Annotated in this window: 13 protein-coding genes; all 13 read right to left on the minus strand. The window is 61.9% G+C overall.

Features of this window, described 5'->3' with window-relative positions; genetic code table 11:
* Nucleotides 1-6: 6 nt before the first annotated feature.
* The 13 genes from EEQ99_RS17410 to EEQ99_RS17470 all read right to left on the minus strand — a co-directional run bounded on the left by EEQ99_RS17410 (nt 7) and on the right by EEQ99_RS17470 (nt 15,097).
* A complete protein-coding gene (locus tag EEQ99_RS17410) occupies nt 7-810 on the minus strand; it encodes an SDR family NAD(P)-dependent oxidoreductase (protein ID WP_127430797.1) in 804 nt (267 codons plus the stop codon).
* Between the two features lie 9 nt (nt 811-819).
* Nucleotides 820-2,496 carry a hydantoinase B/oxoprolinase family protein gene (locus tag EEQ99_RS17415; protein WP_127430798.1) on the minus strand — a complete coding sequence of 559 codons (1,677 nt, stop codon included), beginning with the start codon at nt 2,494-2,496 and terminating at the stop codon, nt 820-822.
* 11 nt (nt 2,497-2,507) lie between these two features.
* On the minus strand, nt 2,508-4,571 hold the full coding sequence (locus tag EEQ99_RS17420) for a hydantoinase/oxoprolinase family protein (RefSeq protein WP_127430799.1): 2,064 nt from the start codon (nt 4,569-4,571) through the stop codon (nt 2,508-2,510).
* A 191-nt stretch (nt 4,572-4,762) separates the two neighbouring features.
* Nucleotides 4,763-5,701 (minus strand): nitrogen assimilation transcriptional regulator NAC, encoded by a 939-nt coding sequence (nac, locus tag EEQ99_RS17425; RefSeq protein WP_047616805.1) that lies wholly within the window; start codon nt 5,699-5,701, stop codon nt 4,763-4,765.
* A gap of 89 nt (nt 5,702-5,790) precedes the next feature.
* Nucleotides 5,791-6,999 (minus strand): aspartate transaminase, encoded by a 1,209-nt coding sequence (locus EEQ99_RS17430; RefSeq protein WP_097595385.1) that lies wholly within the window; start codon nt 6,997-6,999, stop codon nt 5,791-5,793.
* Nucleotides 7,000-7,041: 42 nt separating this feature from the next.
* Entirely contained in the window at nt 7,042-7,785 is a 744-nt protein-coding gene (locus EEQ99_RS17435) for a branched-chain amino acid ABC transporter ATP-binding protein (RefSeq protein ID WP_047616801.1), read from the minus strand.
* Nucleotides 7,775-8,548 (minus strand): ABC transporter ATP-binding protein, encoded by a 774-nt coding sequence (locus tag EEQ99_RS17440; protein WP_127430800.1) that lies wholly within the window; start codon nt 8,546-8,548, stop codon nt 7,775-7,777. Before EEQ99_RS17440 ends, EEQ99_RS17435 begins: the two co-directional genes overlap by 11 nt.
* Nucleotides 8,545-9,531, minus strand: a complete 987-nt coding sequence (locus tag EEQ99_RS17445) for a branched-chain amino acid ABC transporter permease (protein ID WP_097543352.1) — start codon at nt 9,529-9,531, stop codon at nt 8,545-8,547. The genes EEQ99_RS17440 and EEQ99_RS17445 overlap by 4 nt, the downstream gene beginning before the upstream one ends.
* Nucleotides 9,532-9,574: 43 nt before the next feature.
* Nucleotides 9,575-10,447, minus strand: coding sequence for a branched-chain amino acid ABC transporter permease (locus EEQ99_RS17450; RefSeq protein WP_127430801.1), 873 nt, complete (start codon nt 10,445-10,447; stop codon nt 9,575-9,577).
* 21 nt (nt 10,448-10,468) lie between these two features.
* Nucleotides 10,469-11,662, minus strand: coding sequence for an ABC transporter substrate-binding protein (locus tag EEQ99_RS17455; RefSeq protein WP_127430802.1), 1,194 nt, complete (start codon nt 11,660-11,662; stop codon nt 10,469-10,471).
* Nucleotides 11,663-12,079: 417 nt separating this feature from the next.
* Nucleotides 12,080-13,426, minus strand: a complete 1,347-nt coding sequence (locus EEQ99_RS17460; protein WP_127430803.1) for an NAD(P)/FAD-dependent oxidoreductase — start codon at nt 13,424-13,426, stop codon at nt 12,080-12,082.
* Nucleotide 13,427: 1 nt separating this feature from the next.
* A complete protein-coding gene (locus tag EEQ99_RS17465) occupies nt 13,428-14,315 on the minus strand; it encodes a dihydrodipicolinate synthase family protein (protein ID WP_097543349.1) in 888 nt (295 codons plus the stop codon).
* A 134-nt stretch (nt 14,316-14,449) separates the two neighbouring features.
* A complete protein-coding gene (locus tag EEQ99_RS17470) occupies nt 14,450-15,097 on the minus strand; it encodes a GntR family transcriptional regulator (protein ID WP_097543422.1) in 648 nt (215 codons plus the stop codon).
* Between the last annotated feature and the right edge of the window lie 169 nt (nt 15,098-15,266).

Here is a 15,266-nt window from a genome sequence, read left to right on the forward strand (position 1 = left end):
CCATTTCTACTTTTTCGGCATATCCGGCGTGTCGGCGGGCGCTCCGACCCAACGGGCAATTTCGATATCCGCAGACGTGTCCCGCATGAATGTCGGGCAGATGTGAAGCTCGGGGATCACGGCGCTCTTGTTCAGGCTGGCGCAGAGGACGACCGCACGGGCGACGTCATGCGGATCCATCATGGCGGCACGTTCCTCCTGCAGAGGTGGGCGCGCGCGATTGTCCATGATCGGCGTATTCGTCTCGCCGGGCAGGATCGTCGTCGCCCGGATCCCCTGATTGCGATAGGTGTTGTGCAGGAAGGTCATGAAGTTCTTCACGCCGGCCTTGGCCGCACCATAGGCCGCGCCGCCGAGCAGGTTGGGGTTGATCACGGCAAGCGACGAGACCGTGATGATCGTCCCCTCGCCCTTAGCGATCATGTCCGGAAGGACCGCCTGGGTCAGGTTGAAGACGGCCGTCAGATTGACGTTGATGGTGGAGGTCCACTCGGCCTCGCTCAAGAACCGCGCGTTCAGCACCTTGCTTGCGCTGCCGGCATTGTTCACCAGGATGTCGACCGGTCCGACGCTGTCCTTGATCTGCTTCACGGCCGCAAAGATCTCTTCACGCGTCTCGATATCGAGCGCGTGCGCGACGGCCTTGCCACCCGCCTCTTCGATCAAGGCCGCCACCTCGCGCAGCGGTTCGATCCGCCGCCCGGTCAGCACGACGGTGGCCCCGTCCTTGGCCAGCAGCAGGGCGGTCTCGCGACCGATCCCGGAGCCGGCTCCCGTTACCAGAGCGATTTTTCCTTGAAGACGTCCCATATCTTTCCCCTATTCGGCCGCAGCAGCGATCGGGCCAGAATAGCCGTAAATTTCCCGCGCAGCCTTCGCCGTGATCAGGTTCTCGGCAAGATCCTGCTCGATCAGGGCGCGCGAACGATCGCTGGCCAGTCCCCAACCGCCGCCGCCAGGGGTCTCGACCTCGAGGCGCTGGCCCGTCTTCAGGACTACCTTGCCCTTCGGGAACTGAGGCTTGCCGTCCTTCATGACCTTTCCGGCCGATCCGCTCTGCCCTTCGACGACGCCGAAGCAGGGATGGCGGACACGCTCGGAGGCCAGATAGATGTTCATCGGGCTCTTGCCGAGGTTGCGGAGCACGACACGCTGGCCGAGACCGCCGCGATGTTTGCCTGCGCCGCCGGAGTCGGCGATCAGTTCCTTCCGCTCGGTCAGGACCGGCACGGCAACCTCGAACATCTCGATGGCCGTTACCTTGCAGTTCGACGGGAAGCTCAGCGTATCCAGACCATCGAGCTCTGCGCGCGCGCCCTGGCCGCCATGGAAATTCTGAACGGATCCATATTGCGTACCGTCATTGCGCTGACCGACGCAATTGGCAGCCCAGATCGGAGCGCCGCCGCTGTCGCCCATCACCTTCTCGGGCACGACGCCTTCGAGCGCCTTGAAGATCAGCGAGGGAATGACGTGCCCGATCAGGTTTCGCGAATTGCCCGCCGTCCATTGCTGCGGATTGAGGATGCAGCCGAGCGGAGCCTCGTCGGTGATCGGGACGATGCAGCCCTCGTTGTTCGGCGTCTCGGGATCGAGCAGGCACTTCAGAGCATAGACGGAATGGGCGTAGCGATAGTTCGTCCGGCAGTTGATCGAGTGCAGAACCTGGTCTGACGTGCCGGTGTAGTCGACATGAACAGAGTCGTCCTTGATGATGACCGAAGCCTTCAGCGTCACGTCGACATCGTAACCGTCGAGCAGAACCTCGGCGGCATAAGTGCCGTTCGGCCATTCGCGGATCGCCTTGCGGGTCTGTGCTTCGGAGCGCGAATGAATGGCGGCGGCCAGGCCTTCGACATCGTCGAGCCCGTATTCGTCCAGGAATTTGACGAGTTCGCGGCCCATGACGTTGTTGGCGGCGATCATCGATTCAAGGTCGCCCCGCACTTCTGTCGGAAGGCGGACCGAGGCTTCGATAATATCGAAGACGTCCTGGTTCGGAACGCCTGCCTTCAGCAGCTTGACGATCGGAAAGCGGATACCTTCCTCATAAATGTCGCTCGCTTCGGAATGCAGAGGCGCGCCGCCGATATCGGGAAGATGGGCGATGGAGCCGGCATAGGCGACGACCTTGCCGTTCTTGAAGATCGGCGTGATCATCGTGACATCGGGAAGATGGCCGGTGCCGATCTCCGGATCGTTGGTCGCCAGCACGTCGCCCTCTTCGAGCCTGTCTGCCGGAAATTTCGGCAGGAAATAGTTCTGGGCGGCAGCCGGGAGCGAGGTGATGAAGACCGGGATCGACCAGGTGCATTGCGCCAGCGCCCGTCCCTTGCTGTCGAGGAGCACGGTGACGTAATCGTGGTTCTCGCGGACGATCGGCGAGAATGCCGTCTTGCCGAGAACGTTGTCGGCCTGGTCCGCGATGAAGATCAGGCGGTTCCACATGACCTGAAGGTTGATCGGGTCGTTGAAATCGGTGGCGGGTTTCGACATCTGAGTACCCCTTAGTGAATGTTGATCACGAGGTTGCCATGGGCATCCACACGGAAGACGCCGCTCGGGCCGACGACTGCAGTCGATTCACGCTGCTCGACGATTGCCGGACCCTTGACCTCTTCGCCGACGGGAAGCTTGTAGTGGTCGTAGACCGCGGTCTCGGCAAAGCCGCCGATCTCCTGGAAATAGACCTTGCGGCTGCCCTTCTTGGCGTCGGCAACGACGGTCTCGTGCGGGCGCGTGACCTGATCCTTTTCGCCGCCGGCGCGCAGCCGCCAGGTGATGACCTCCAGCGGAGCGGCAACGGTACGGCCGAACAATTCGCGGTAGAGCTTGAAGAAATTGCCGCGGAGTTCGCTGAGGAATTCCTCCTTCGGCAGGGTCCGATCGGGCAGAACCACGGTGATTTCATGGCCCTGGCCAACATGGCGCATATCGACGGTGTAGCGGTTGCTGATCGTATCCTTCGGGACGCCGGCAGCCGACACGACTTCGGCGCCCTGGGCCGAAAGCTCGTCCAGCAGGCGGTTCATGGCGCCGACATCCCAGGCGTCGAGCACCATCGGATGGCTTGCGGAAAGATCGACCGCCACCGGCGCGATCAACAGGCCGATTGCCGAACTCACGCCTGCACCGGTCGGGCAGATGATGCGGGAAATGCCGAGCTTGCGGGCGATGCCATAGGCGTGCACCGGGCCGGCGCCACCGAAGGCGACCATCGGCAGCGAACGGGGATCGACGCCGAGATCGGTCGCATGCATGGCGGCCGCCTTGCTCATGGATTCGTTGACGAGGTCATGGATGCCCCATGCGCAGCGCTCGACCGAGACCTCGAGCGAGGCGGCAAGTTTGGCCATCGCCTCGTGAGCTGCTTCTCTGGAAACCTTGAACGACCCGCCGACGAAGGATTCGGTGCCCATATATCCAAGCAGGATGTCGGCATCCGTGACGGTCGGCTGGGTGCCGCCGCGCTGGTAGGCGGCCGGTCCAGGCATGGCGCCTGCGGAGTGAGGGCCGACATCGAGCAGGCCGAGAGGGTTCTTGGCCGCGATCGAGCCGCCACCCGCGCCGATCTCGATCATCTGGATTGACTGGATCTTCAGCGGGAAACCGGATCCCTTGCGGAAACGCTGATAATGGGCGACCTCGAGATCGGTCCCGACATTTGGCTCACCGTCCGGGATCAGGCAGAGCTTTGCGGTCGTGCCGCCCATGTCGAAGGACAGGACGCTCGCCTCGCCTGCCGTGCGGCCGAACTCTGCGGCAGCCACCGCACCCGCCGCCGGGCCTGACTCGATCAGGCGCACCGGCAGTTCCGCGGCACGCCGGCTCGGCACCAGTCCGCCCGAGGATGTCATCCACAGGACCTGGCGGTCGATGCCCTTCGCTGCGAATTCACGCTGCAGATGGGCGACGTGGCCGGCCATTTGCGGCCTCGTATAGGCATTGACGACAGTCGTCGACGCGCGGTCGAACTCGCGCATTTCAGGGCAGACTTCGGAGGAGAGCGAGACGAAGATATCGGGGTCTTCTTCGCGCAGCAGCGCTGCGACGCGCTGCTCGTGCTGCGGATATTTATAGGCATGGAGAAGGCAGACGGCGACGGAGCGAATGCCCTTCTCCTTCAGGCGACCGGCAATCTCGCGCACCGTCTCTTCCTTGAGTTCGGTCATGACGGAACCGTCGGCGGCGATCCGCTCCTTGGCGCCGAAGCTGTTTGCGCGGGTGACCAGCGGGTCGGGATATTTGATGTTCAGGTCGTAGAGGTCGTAGCGCCCTTCGTTACGGATTCGCAGCATGTCCTGGAAACCGTCGGTGGTGACGAAGCCGGTCTCGACGCCCTTGCGCTCGAGCACGGCGTTGGTGACGACGGTGGTGGCGCCCAGCACCTGCAGTTGGTCGATGGCGATGGTGCCGGCGAATTTTTCCAGCAATTCGGACACACCCTGCACGACGGCTTCAGCCGGGTTCTTCGGCGTGCTCAGGACCTTGTGAAGGTGGAGGTCGCCCCTGTCATCCAGGAGCGCGAAGTCGGTAAAGGTACCACCCGTGTCGAAAGCCAGTTTTGCCATGTTGTCCTCGAAGCGACTGTTCGGCGCGGCAGGCGCCGCTATGCGGATCCGATGCCCGGACCCGATGTCTGCTTGAAGGTTAGGGGAATGCCCGGCGCGTTGGCTAACACAACTACAGTCTGCCGCTATAGGGTTTGCTTATGGCGGGCGGCGGTCAGCCGTCGGACTGCCGCTGCGAGGAGCAGCTCGGGCTAGGCGGGCTTGATTCCCTGGTGATGACTGCTCATCAGTTTGCCGACGACATCAAGCAGAACCGACCGTGCGGCGATGGCGGGCTCCGACAAGGGAAGATGATCTGCGACGCAGAGCGACACGGTCGCGTCGATCACCGGCTTGGTCAGTGCCCGCACCTGCGCGCCTGAGAAGATCGCCGTCTCCGTCACCACCGAAGCCGGGAGAATGGTCGATCCAAGCCCTTCGAGCACAGCCGCGCTGAGGGCCGGAACGGACTCGATTTCCGAGACGACCTCAGGTGTCGCTCTGGCTCTCGCCAGCGCGTCGTCGATCAGCCGGCGCAGCAGATGGGCCTTGCTGGGAAGAAGCAGCGGGATCTCCTGGAGGGCGGCAAGCGGAAGCGGCGCGCTGCTATCCCCGGGGAGTTCGATGCCCGGCGGCGAGACGAGGAACATTTCCTCGCGGAACAATGGCTGCAGGGTAACGCCTTTGATCGGCGCAGCAGCATAGATCAGCGCCATATCCATCTTGCCCGTCATGATCAGTTCGCTGAGGATCTGGCCGAAACTGTCATTGATGTGGACGACGATATGGGGATGCCTCGCCTTCATCTCCTTGAGGATCGGCAGCGACAAGGCGCTTGACGAGGAATAGGTCGCAAGGCCGATCGAGACGCGGCCCGCCACCGATTTGGCGGACTGATCGATGTCGACCTGAGCCTGCTCGATCTGCTTCAACATCAGTTGCGCATGCCGATAGAGGATGAGCCCTGCCTCCGTCGGCGCAATGCCGACATTGCTGCGGATGAGAAGCTTGTGCTTGAAGTGCGCCTCCAGAGCGGCGATCTGCTGCGACAACGCCGGCTGGGCCGTCCTCAGAAGGCTTGCCGCGCGCGATACGCTGCCCGTATCGACGATCTTTACGAAGCTCTTCAGTTTGCGGAAATCGACGCTCATGGTCACCGGCTTGTTGTTTCATGCAAAACGTAAAGCCTGCAGCCGGAGGGACGCAAGTCCCAGTCACAAGTCCCACTGGCCTTTCGCGGTTAACGCAGCTCGGCAACAGCCCGTTCGATGCGGTCGCATGCTTGGGTGATCGTCTCCATCGACGTCGCAATCGACAGGCGGAAATGCGGCGATACGCCGTAGGCAGCCCCCTGCAGCGCCGCGACCCCGACGCCGTCGAGCAGATAGAGCACAAAATCGAGATCCGTCTCGATCGTCTTGCCTTCAGGAGTCTTCTTGCCGATGACGCCGGCGCAGTTCGGAAACAGATAGAAGGCCCCGTCCGGCACGAGGCAGGAGAGGCCGGGCACGGCATTCAGCCGTGCGCACGCATAATCCCGGCGTTCCTTATAGACCTTGACGCTTTCGGCGACGAATGCCTGGTCCGAAGACAGCGCATAGGCGGCGGCCGCCTGACTGACCGACGACGGGCAGGACGACATCTGCGACTGCAGCTTGTTGATGGCGGCGATCAATGCGGCCGGACCCGCCCCGTAGCCGATACGCCATCCGGTCATGGCGTAGGACTTGGAGACGCCGTTGGTGAGCAGAACACGCTCCTTCAGTTCCGGGACGGCGGCAACCAGCGTCGTCATCGGCTCGTCCTTGAACCAGACCTGGTCGTAGATATCGTCTGACAGCACGAAGACATGGGGATGGCGCAGCAGCACCTCGCCGAGGGCTTCGAGTTCGCGCCGGTCATAGGCGGCACCCGTCGGATTGGACGGCGCGTTGAGGACCAGCCATAGGGTCTTCGGCGTGATCGCCTTTTCCAAAGCTTCGGGCGTCAGCTTGAAGCCGGTTTCCTGCGGGCATTCGACGATGACCGGTTTGCCTTCGTTGGCGATGACCATATCGGGATAGGAAACCCAGTAGGGTGCGGGAATGATCACCTCGGCGTCGTTTTCGACGCTCGCCATCAGCGCGAGAAACAGAATCTGCTTGGCGCCGCCGCCGACGCAAATTTCGTCGTCGGCATAGCTGAGGCCGAGCCGGCGCTTGAAATCGCCAATGATTGCCTTGCGCAGCGCCGGCGTGCCGTTGACGGCGGTGTATTTCGTTTCGCCCCTGTCGATGGCGGCGTGCGCTGCGGCCTTGATGTTGTCAGGCGTGTCGAAGTCCGGCTCGCCGACCGTCAGGTCGACGATGTCGCGACCCGCCGCCTTCAGCTCGCGCGCCCGGGCGGCCGCAGCCGTGCTTGGCGAAACCTTGATTCTGGACACACGTGATGCAGGCACAAAGGTGCTCATGGGAATTTCCTCGCTTATTTTATAAGAGGCAAGAGATCGCCTTCAGTGAACGGCCTCGGTTTCGCCGCGCATTTTCCCGGTCAGGAAAAGTTCGCCGAGTTCGTCATGGGTGATGTCTTTCGGCAGGCCGTCCCAGATGACTTTGCCAAGTCTCAGGATGACTGCGCGCTGGGCGACTTCCATGGCCTTCTTGGTGTTCTGCTCGACGAGCAGGATCGTCATGCCGTCGGCGTGAAGGCGAAGAAGCTCGTCGAAGACGATGCCGATCGCCGCCGGCGACAGCCCGACGGACGGCTCGTCGACCAGCAGCACCTTCGGCCGCTGCAGCACCGCCATCGCCACTTCGAGCAGTTGTTGCTCGCCGCCGGACATGTTGCCGGCCAGTGTCGCGCGGCGTTTCTTGAGGATCGGAAAGAGGTCGTAGACGTAGTCGCGGTCAGCCTTCACCTTGACGTCGCGGATTGTATAGGCCGCCATCTGAAGATTTTCGTCGACGGTCATGACGGGGAAGTTGCAGCGTCCCTGCGGCACGAAGGAAATCCCCTCGCCCAGAATGGCCCGCGACGTGTTACCGGCAATATTCTTGCCGCGCCAGTCGATGTTTCCCTGCTTGATGGTCGTCATGCCGTAGAGCGTCTTGAGAAGCGTTGATTTGCCCGCCCCGTTCGGCCCCATGAGCGCCACGAACTGTCCCGCCGGCACGTCGAGATCGACGCCGTTGAGGATGTCCAGATTGCCGTAACCTGCGCGCAGGTCACGGATCGAAAGGTTCGAATTACCCGCCAAGATAGGCCTCCCTGACGCGCTGATCCTGAATGATGTCGCCCGGCAAGCCTTCGACGAGCTTGGCTCCCTGGTCGAGCACGATGACGCGCTGGCAGATGCTGGTGACGACATCGATATTGTGTTCGATCACCAGGAAGCTCACGCCGAGCGACTTGTTGGCATACAGGATGGTATCGACGACGCGTTCGATGATCTTCGGATTGATCCCGGCCATCGGCTCGTCCAGCAGGATGAGCTTCGGTTCGGGCATCAGCATGGATGCGAACTGGATGAGCTTCTGCTGTCCGCCCGACAGATTGCCCGCCGGCTGGTGGCGCACATCCCAAAGACCCGCCATCTTGATCAGCTCGCGGGCTCTCTCCCTGAGACCATCGATGCGCTGACGCGACATCTTTCCCAAGCCGAAGGTCGATGCAATGGACGGGAAGGTGAACATCTGACCGGCGATGACCAGGTTCTCCTCGACATCGAGCGACTTGAAAGTGACGGTCTTCTGGAAAGAGCGCAGCATGCGGCCTTCCCTGGCGATGCGGTTCAGGGACCAGCCGGTGATGTCCTGTCCGTCGAGGACAACCGTGCCGGTGTCCGGCTTCGCAAGGCCTGTGCTGCAATCGAAGAAGGTCGATTTGCCCGAGCCGTTCGGTCCGATCAGGCCCGCGATCTCACCCCGATCGATGTGAATGCTGACATCGTTGACGGCCTTCACCGCGCCGTAGGACTTGCTGAGGTTCTTGATCGCGAGAAGCGGAAGATGACCGGTCATTTCGCACCTCCGATCGCATTCCAGAAGCGATTGATCAGCGGCGCAAACCCGTTCTTGAACCAGAAGACCAGGACGAGAAGGCAGAAGCCGTAGGCGATCATGCGCAATTCGGGGGTGATGCGCAGCGCCTCGGTCAGCCCGACGAAAAGCAGGCTTCCGAAGACGGTGCCGGAAATCATGCCCGCCCCGCCGCCCAGCACGATGATCAGCATCGTCGTCGAATAATACATTTGGAAGGTCAGCGGACTGACGACCGTCAGGTAATAAGCGTAAAGGCAGCCGCCGATGCCGGCAAACACCGCGCTGATCATGAAGACGATCAGCTTGTAGTGCCAGGTGGGAACGCCGAGAGATTCGGCAAGCGTTTCGTTCTCACGGATCGCTACCATGTTGCGGCCGGCGGGCGAGCGGACGATCGCCCAGGCGGCGAAGGTGGCGAGGACCCCGATGATCAAGGCGAGATAGTAGAAGTTCGTCGTGCCGGACACCGTGAACGACAGCGGGCCTAGTTCGAAATAGGGTTTGGGAATGCCCGAAAGCCCCATATCACCGCGGGTCAGCGAGATCCAGTTCTTGGCGATCGCCTGACCGATGATCACGAAACCGAGCGTACACATCACGAAGGACGTCGAGCGCAGACGCAGGGCGGGAATGCCGAGCGGAAGAGCAAGGGCTCCGGAGACGGCGCCCGCAGCGATGAGATTGACGTAGAACGGCGTGCCGTAGGTGACGGCGAGAAGACCTGCCGTATAGGCGCCGATGCCGAAAAACGCGGCCTGGGCCAGTGACAGCAGACCGGTGTAGCCGACAAGCAGATTGAGCCCATGTGCCGGCAGCATGAAAATCAGGGCGATGATCAGGGAATGGGTGATGTAACGGCTGCCGATGAACGGCGCGGCGAGCGCGACGACGATCAGGACTGCGGCAAGCGGTATGCGAAGATCGCGCCTGCGTACCTGTTGAGCGGTTTCCGTCAGAGACATGTCGTGTCCTCGGTCGTTCGAGAAGGGTCGGCGGGCGCTGCTGCTAGAAGCGCGCCTGCGTCGAAAAGAGACCATGCGGCCGCCACATCAGTATCAGGATCAGCGTGGCGAAGCCGACGGTGTCGCGGAATTGCAGGCCGACATAGGTGGCGACCAGGCTCTCGGCCACGCCAAGGATCATCGCCGCGACGAAAGTGCCGCGCACATTGCCCAAACCGCCCATGATGATGATCGGCAGCGTCTTGAAGGTGATCAGCTCGCCCATGCCGCCATAGACGCTGACATTGACCGGCGCCGTCAGAACCCCGGAGAGTGCGGCCAGCGCCGCCCCCAGCATGAAGGTTCGAAGCACCACCTGCGGCACATCGATGCCGACGACGCTGCAGCACTCGACGTTCTGGGAAACGGCGCGCATTGCCATTCCCAAGCGGGTGTAGCTGACCATCAGTTCGAGGCCGATGAACACCAGCAAGCAGACGACGAGAATGAGAATGCGCTGTTGGGCCAGGCTGAAGCCGAGGATGGAAACCGGCTCGATATAGCCTCCGGCGAAGAACTTGTAGCCTCCGCCGAAGACGAGAATGATGGTGTTCTGCAGGATCAGCGCGATGCCGAGGGTGGCAAGCACGCCCGATTCCGCGGGCGCGCCGACCATCCGGCGCATGACGAGTTGCCCGACCACATAGGCAACGGCAATCGTTGCAAGAACCCCCACGACAATCGACGCTTCGTAGGACAGTCCGAGATAGTCGATCGCAAACCAGGCCCCGAACGTGCCGAGCATGTAGTATTCGCCGTGAGCAAAGTTGATGGCTCTCAGCACGCCGAAAATCATGGTCATGCCGACGGCGACGATTGCGTAAACAGAACCAGTGACGATTCCATTCACAGTTTGCTCAACTATGGTCGAGAGCATGGGCGTATTCCTCCCGGCAGATTACTTGGCAGGATATTGAATGTCCGCCGTATAGGCACCCTTGATGCTCGGCTTGCCGTTCTCGATCTGCAGCAGGATCATCGGCAGGCGGGCCTGGTTGTGGTCGTCGAACGTGACCTCGCCAACCGGGCTCTTGTACTTGATTTTGGAGAGTGCGTCGCGAACCTTCACCTTGTCGGCGCTGCCGGCCTGCTTGATCGCCGCTGCGAGGAGATTGACGGTGTCCCAGTGAACATAGGCGTGGTTGTTCGGGGCTTCGTCATAGGTGGCCGTGAACTTGTCGACGAAAGCCTTGCTTTCGGGCGAGTCGAACTGCGGCAGCCATGCGGCGGCTTCAACGGCGCCTTCGAGCGCCGACGGGGCTGATTTGACGGTCTTTTCCGTGTTGAACTCGCCATTGCCGATCAGCGTCACCTTGCCGGCTATTCCGAGTTCGATCATCTGGCGGGCGATGATGGGTGTCGTATCGGCGAGGCCGTACATGATGATGGCCTGGGCGCCATTGTCGCGTATCTTGGCGAGAACGCTGCGGAAGTCGACTTCGCCTTCCTTGTAATAGTCCTCGCTGAGAATCTCGCCCTTGAAGTCAGGCAGGTATTTCTTCGTGAATGTAATCGCCGAGCGGCCATAATCGCTGTCGACGGAGAGCACGGCAAACTTGGTAAAGCCGCGCTGCTCTGCTGCATATTTGGCGACGATCAGCGCCCGGTTCTCATCTGTCGGATAGTTGCGATAGGTCCATTTGAACCCGCCGACACCGGCCTGGTAGGTGATTTTCGGATTGGACGACGCCGCATTCAGCAGAAGCACTTCAGCGTCTTCAGCGACGGGCTGGATGGCGAGCGTCACCGAACTGGAAACGTCGCCGATGATGAAGTCGACGCCATCCTGGTCGATCAGGCGGCGGGCGGCCGAAACACCTTCGACGGGCGTACCCTGGCTGTCGGCATTGAGGAGTTCGATTTTCATCCCATTGACGCCGCCGGCATCATTGATGTCTTTGACGGCGAGTTCGGCGCCGTGCATCGAAAATGCGCCGTAGCGCGCATTCGGGCCGCTCATCGGCGCAACGAGTCCGAGTTTGATCGTCCCGTCCGCGGCCAGCGCGCCGGCCGGCAGGCCGGAAACGGCAACCGCCAGCGAAAGGACTGCGGTAGAAAGGAAAAATGCTCTGCGGCTTACGGTAAGTTTCATGTTCCCACTCCATGTTCTCGGGTGCAAACGCTTGGGCTTATGGCCCAGCGTACTCCTGACCGCTTTCCGCGGTTCTTATGGCGTCAGCCCAGCGCCGACACCGTCACAGTAGGTTCAGGAAAGCGTCGCTGGCCAACACAACTCCATTCTGCCGCTATAGCGTTTATTTATAGCGAACCGATCTATTCGGCATTGCGGGTGTTGTTCGCCTTCCTCGCCGGACAGGCCATCGGCCATATCGATGCCGTCGCCCCTCGCCGCGGCGCGGGCTCTCTTTGCCGAGGCGAAATTTCGAGATCGATGGCGGCATTCGCTGACGGATGTAGCGGCGCGTCATAAAACGGAGCGAGGCCGCCAGATGGTCGGCCTCGCCGTGTCGTCAACTGTGCCGCTGGCGCAGATTGGAGATCGCTTGCATCACTCGGGTCCGGCACTCCACTCGCGATAGGCGAGATGCATTTTGGCTCCGATCGTCGTGAAAGGCTGCGGCGGCAATGCCGTCGGAACAGCCAGGCGCGCATAGATACGGCCGAGTTCGGAACTGTGACCGAGCGCCAGTTCCGCAGCTGCGATCCCTGAGGCCGTCGCGTTCGACGCTCCAAGGCCATTGCAGCCGCATGCAGCGAACACGCCGCGCTCGATCTCACCGAATGCCGGAACATGATTGCGGGTGAGCGCCATCGCGCCGGCCCAGCGATACTGCATCCCGACGCCGCTGAGCATGGGAAAACGTTTGGAGAATTTGCCGTCGTGCAGGCGGCCGGCCCGCCGGATCGCGGCGTCGCTGATTTCGATGCCTGGATTGTAGCTGTAACGGGAGCGCACCAGGATTCGATCGCCGCCGGCCGTGCCGATGCGGCGAACGGTTGTTCCCATCGGCAGGGCCGGAGTGGCGGCCCACTTCCGCTCTCCATCGAGGCGCGAGGGGTCGAACTCCTCGGTGAGGGAGGCGTAGGTGAAGACATGGAGCAGGCGCCCGCGGAAGAAGCCGAAGCTTTCGGCATGTCCATTGTTCGCCATGATGATCTTTGCCGCCTGCACCGACCCCTGCGGCGTCTTGACGAGCCATCCCGTGCCGAGGCGCTCGAACGAGAGTGCCGGCGTCCGCTCGTAAAGGGCGACCGGCTCCTTCAGGCAGTCGGCGACCGCGCGTATGTAGGCGGCGGGCTGCACGATGATCGTACCCGGCATGAACAGACCGGAGGTATAGACCGGCGACCCCGTCACCGCCGCGATCTCCCTGCCGTTCAGGAGCCGGTGGGCTTCGCCCATTTTCGTGAGCTGTTGCGCATAGTCCTCGAGATGTCTGTCGCCTTCCGCGCTGATGGCGACGCTGTATCGGCCACAGGGATCGAACACTTCTTTGCCCCAGCCGTTTTCCGCGGCCATCTCGCTCGCCAGAGCGATGGCCGAGCGCTGTATGAGGACAGACTGCCTGAACCTCGCCTCCGACTCTCCGCTGAAATCGTCTGACGCGACTTCGTGCGGCAGGTCGATGATGAAACCGGAATTCGCGCCCGCCGGCCCCTCGCCGACGACACCCGCTTCCAGGATGGCGACCCGCACGCTCGGATCCAGCCGGGAGATGCGCCGGGCCGCGGAAAGACCGGCGAAACCACCGCCGATAATCGCAAGGTCGGCAACGACCAGTCCGTTCAACACAGGCCGCGGCGTGCGCGGCGCAAGCGTGGCCACCCAGCCCGAAACGCCTGCGCGTTTCGGAAGCCTGGATGCGACGAAGACGTTCTTTCCGGCCTGGGTCACGTCAGATCGCTTCCCGCTCCATGAGCGTCTCGAGGGAGCGGCGGATGGCCGGAAGCTTTTCCGGGGCAAGCGCGCGCAGCGGCTTGCGCGGCGCGCCGGCGCCATAGCCCACCAGATCCGCCGCCGCATAGACGGATTGCACGTAATCGCCTTCCCAGATCAGCCCCATCGACGGCTCCAGGATTTTCCAGAGCGCGCGAACCTCCTCCCACTTGTGCCCGGCGGCAGCCTCGACGAGGGCGACGCAGGTTTTCGGAGCGAAGTTCGCCCCACCCCAGATCAGGCCATCGCATCCGGCATAGAGTGCATAGGGAACGAGCGGGTCGGCGCCGTTCATGACGAAGTGGCCGGTGCGGATAAGCGCGGCCTGCTTGGCAAGATCTCCGCCGCTGTCCTTGACGGCACAGAAGCCGGGGATTTCGCTCAGCTTGTCCAGAAGTTCGGGCGTGACGGCGACGCCGACCGCCTGGGGAACGTTATAGCCGATCACCGGAAGACCGGCCTTCGCGACCTCGCTGTAAAAATCGAGGATGCCCTGGTCGTCGGTCGGCCCTTCGAAGAAGGGCGGAAGCACCATGACGCCCTCGGCGCCGGCGTCTCGCGCCCGGACAGTGCGCTCGACGACGTCTTCCACCAGAAGTGCGGAGGTCTGTGCGATCACCTTCGCCCGTCCGTTGACGATCCGGGCTCCGCGCCGGATCAGTTCCTCGGATTCCTCCTTGGAAAGGTAGACATGCATGCCGGTGCCGGAACTGAACAGAAAACTTCTGACGCCTGCGGCTAGGTAACGCTCGACATTGTCTTCGAGCCTTGCGTAGTCGATGCGTCCGGCATCGTCGAACGGCGTGGCGATAGCAAGATTCAGGCCTGGAAACTGGAAGTCAGACATTCGTTTGGTGTCCCGCGTTAGGCTGCCGAAAGGTTGAGCCAGATGGTTTTGATCTGGGTGTATTCCTGCTTGCTCAGACGTTCGCCCGTTGTCCCGCCAGCAGTGGTTCGATGTGTTCTTCGAAACGCCAGGCCTTAAAGGGTCGGCGTTTCCAGACCCTCCGGGGCCGCGTACATGGCCATGTTTCGTCGTGAAAGTTCGAGGTGAAGCCGCGCCAGTTCTCCGCATGCATCGACATCCCGTTTCTCGATAGCTTCGATCATCTCGTCATGCTGTTGCGCGGCGAGCTCGAGCTCTTCCTGCATGCGCGGCGTGTTCGGGTGCTTGTAGAAAACCTTGCCGATGCGCGCATGATCTATCTGCAGACGCCGAAGGCTTGGAACCAGATAGACGTTGTGCGCCATCTCGCCGATCTGGCGGTGGAACTGGTCGTTGTGGAAGACGCGTCCCTCGACATCGCAGTGGTCGACGGCCTTGCGAAATGACTGCTGAACCTGCTTCAGCACGTCGAGCTGCCCGCGAGTTCCGTTCTCGGCCGCCAGCCTGTTGGCGGTGATATAGATCATCGGCGCAAGAAGGAAGAAGTCGCGCAACGACTGGTAGCTCATGGAGCTGACCCGCGCTGCGCGGTTGGCTTCCAGCTCGATGTAGCCTTCGCCGGCCATCTGGCGCATCAGCTCGCGAACTGGCGGACGGGACAGCCCGAACTCTTCACTCAGCGCCACTTCGTCCAGCACCGCCCCCGGCTGCAGTTCCATCGTCAGGATGCGTCTGCGGAGCATAAGGCCAAGCTTGGCTTTGCGGTCGGGATTGACGTCAGTATCCAAAATCGGCGCCTCATATTTTTAGAAGACATTATGTAGACATTTGATAGACGTCAAGGATTCCTTGAGACGTCCACATCGAATCCACCTGCCCGGGTGGGCGATAGAGCAGTTTCAGGTCAGGAAG

The sequence above is a fragment of the Rhizobium anhuiense genome, assembly GCF_003985145.1.
Lineage (GTDB): Bacteria > Pseudomonadota > Alphaproteobacteria > Rhizobiales > Rhizobiaceae > Rhizobium > Rhizobium anhuiense.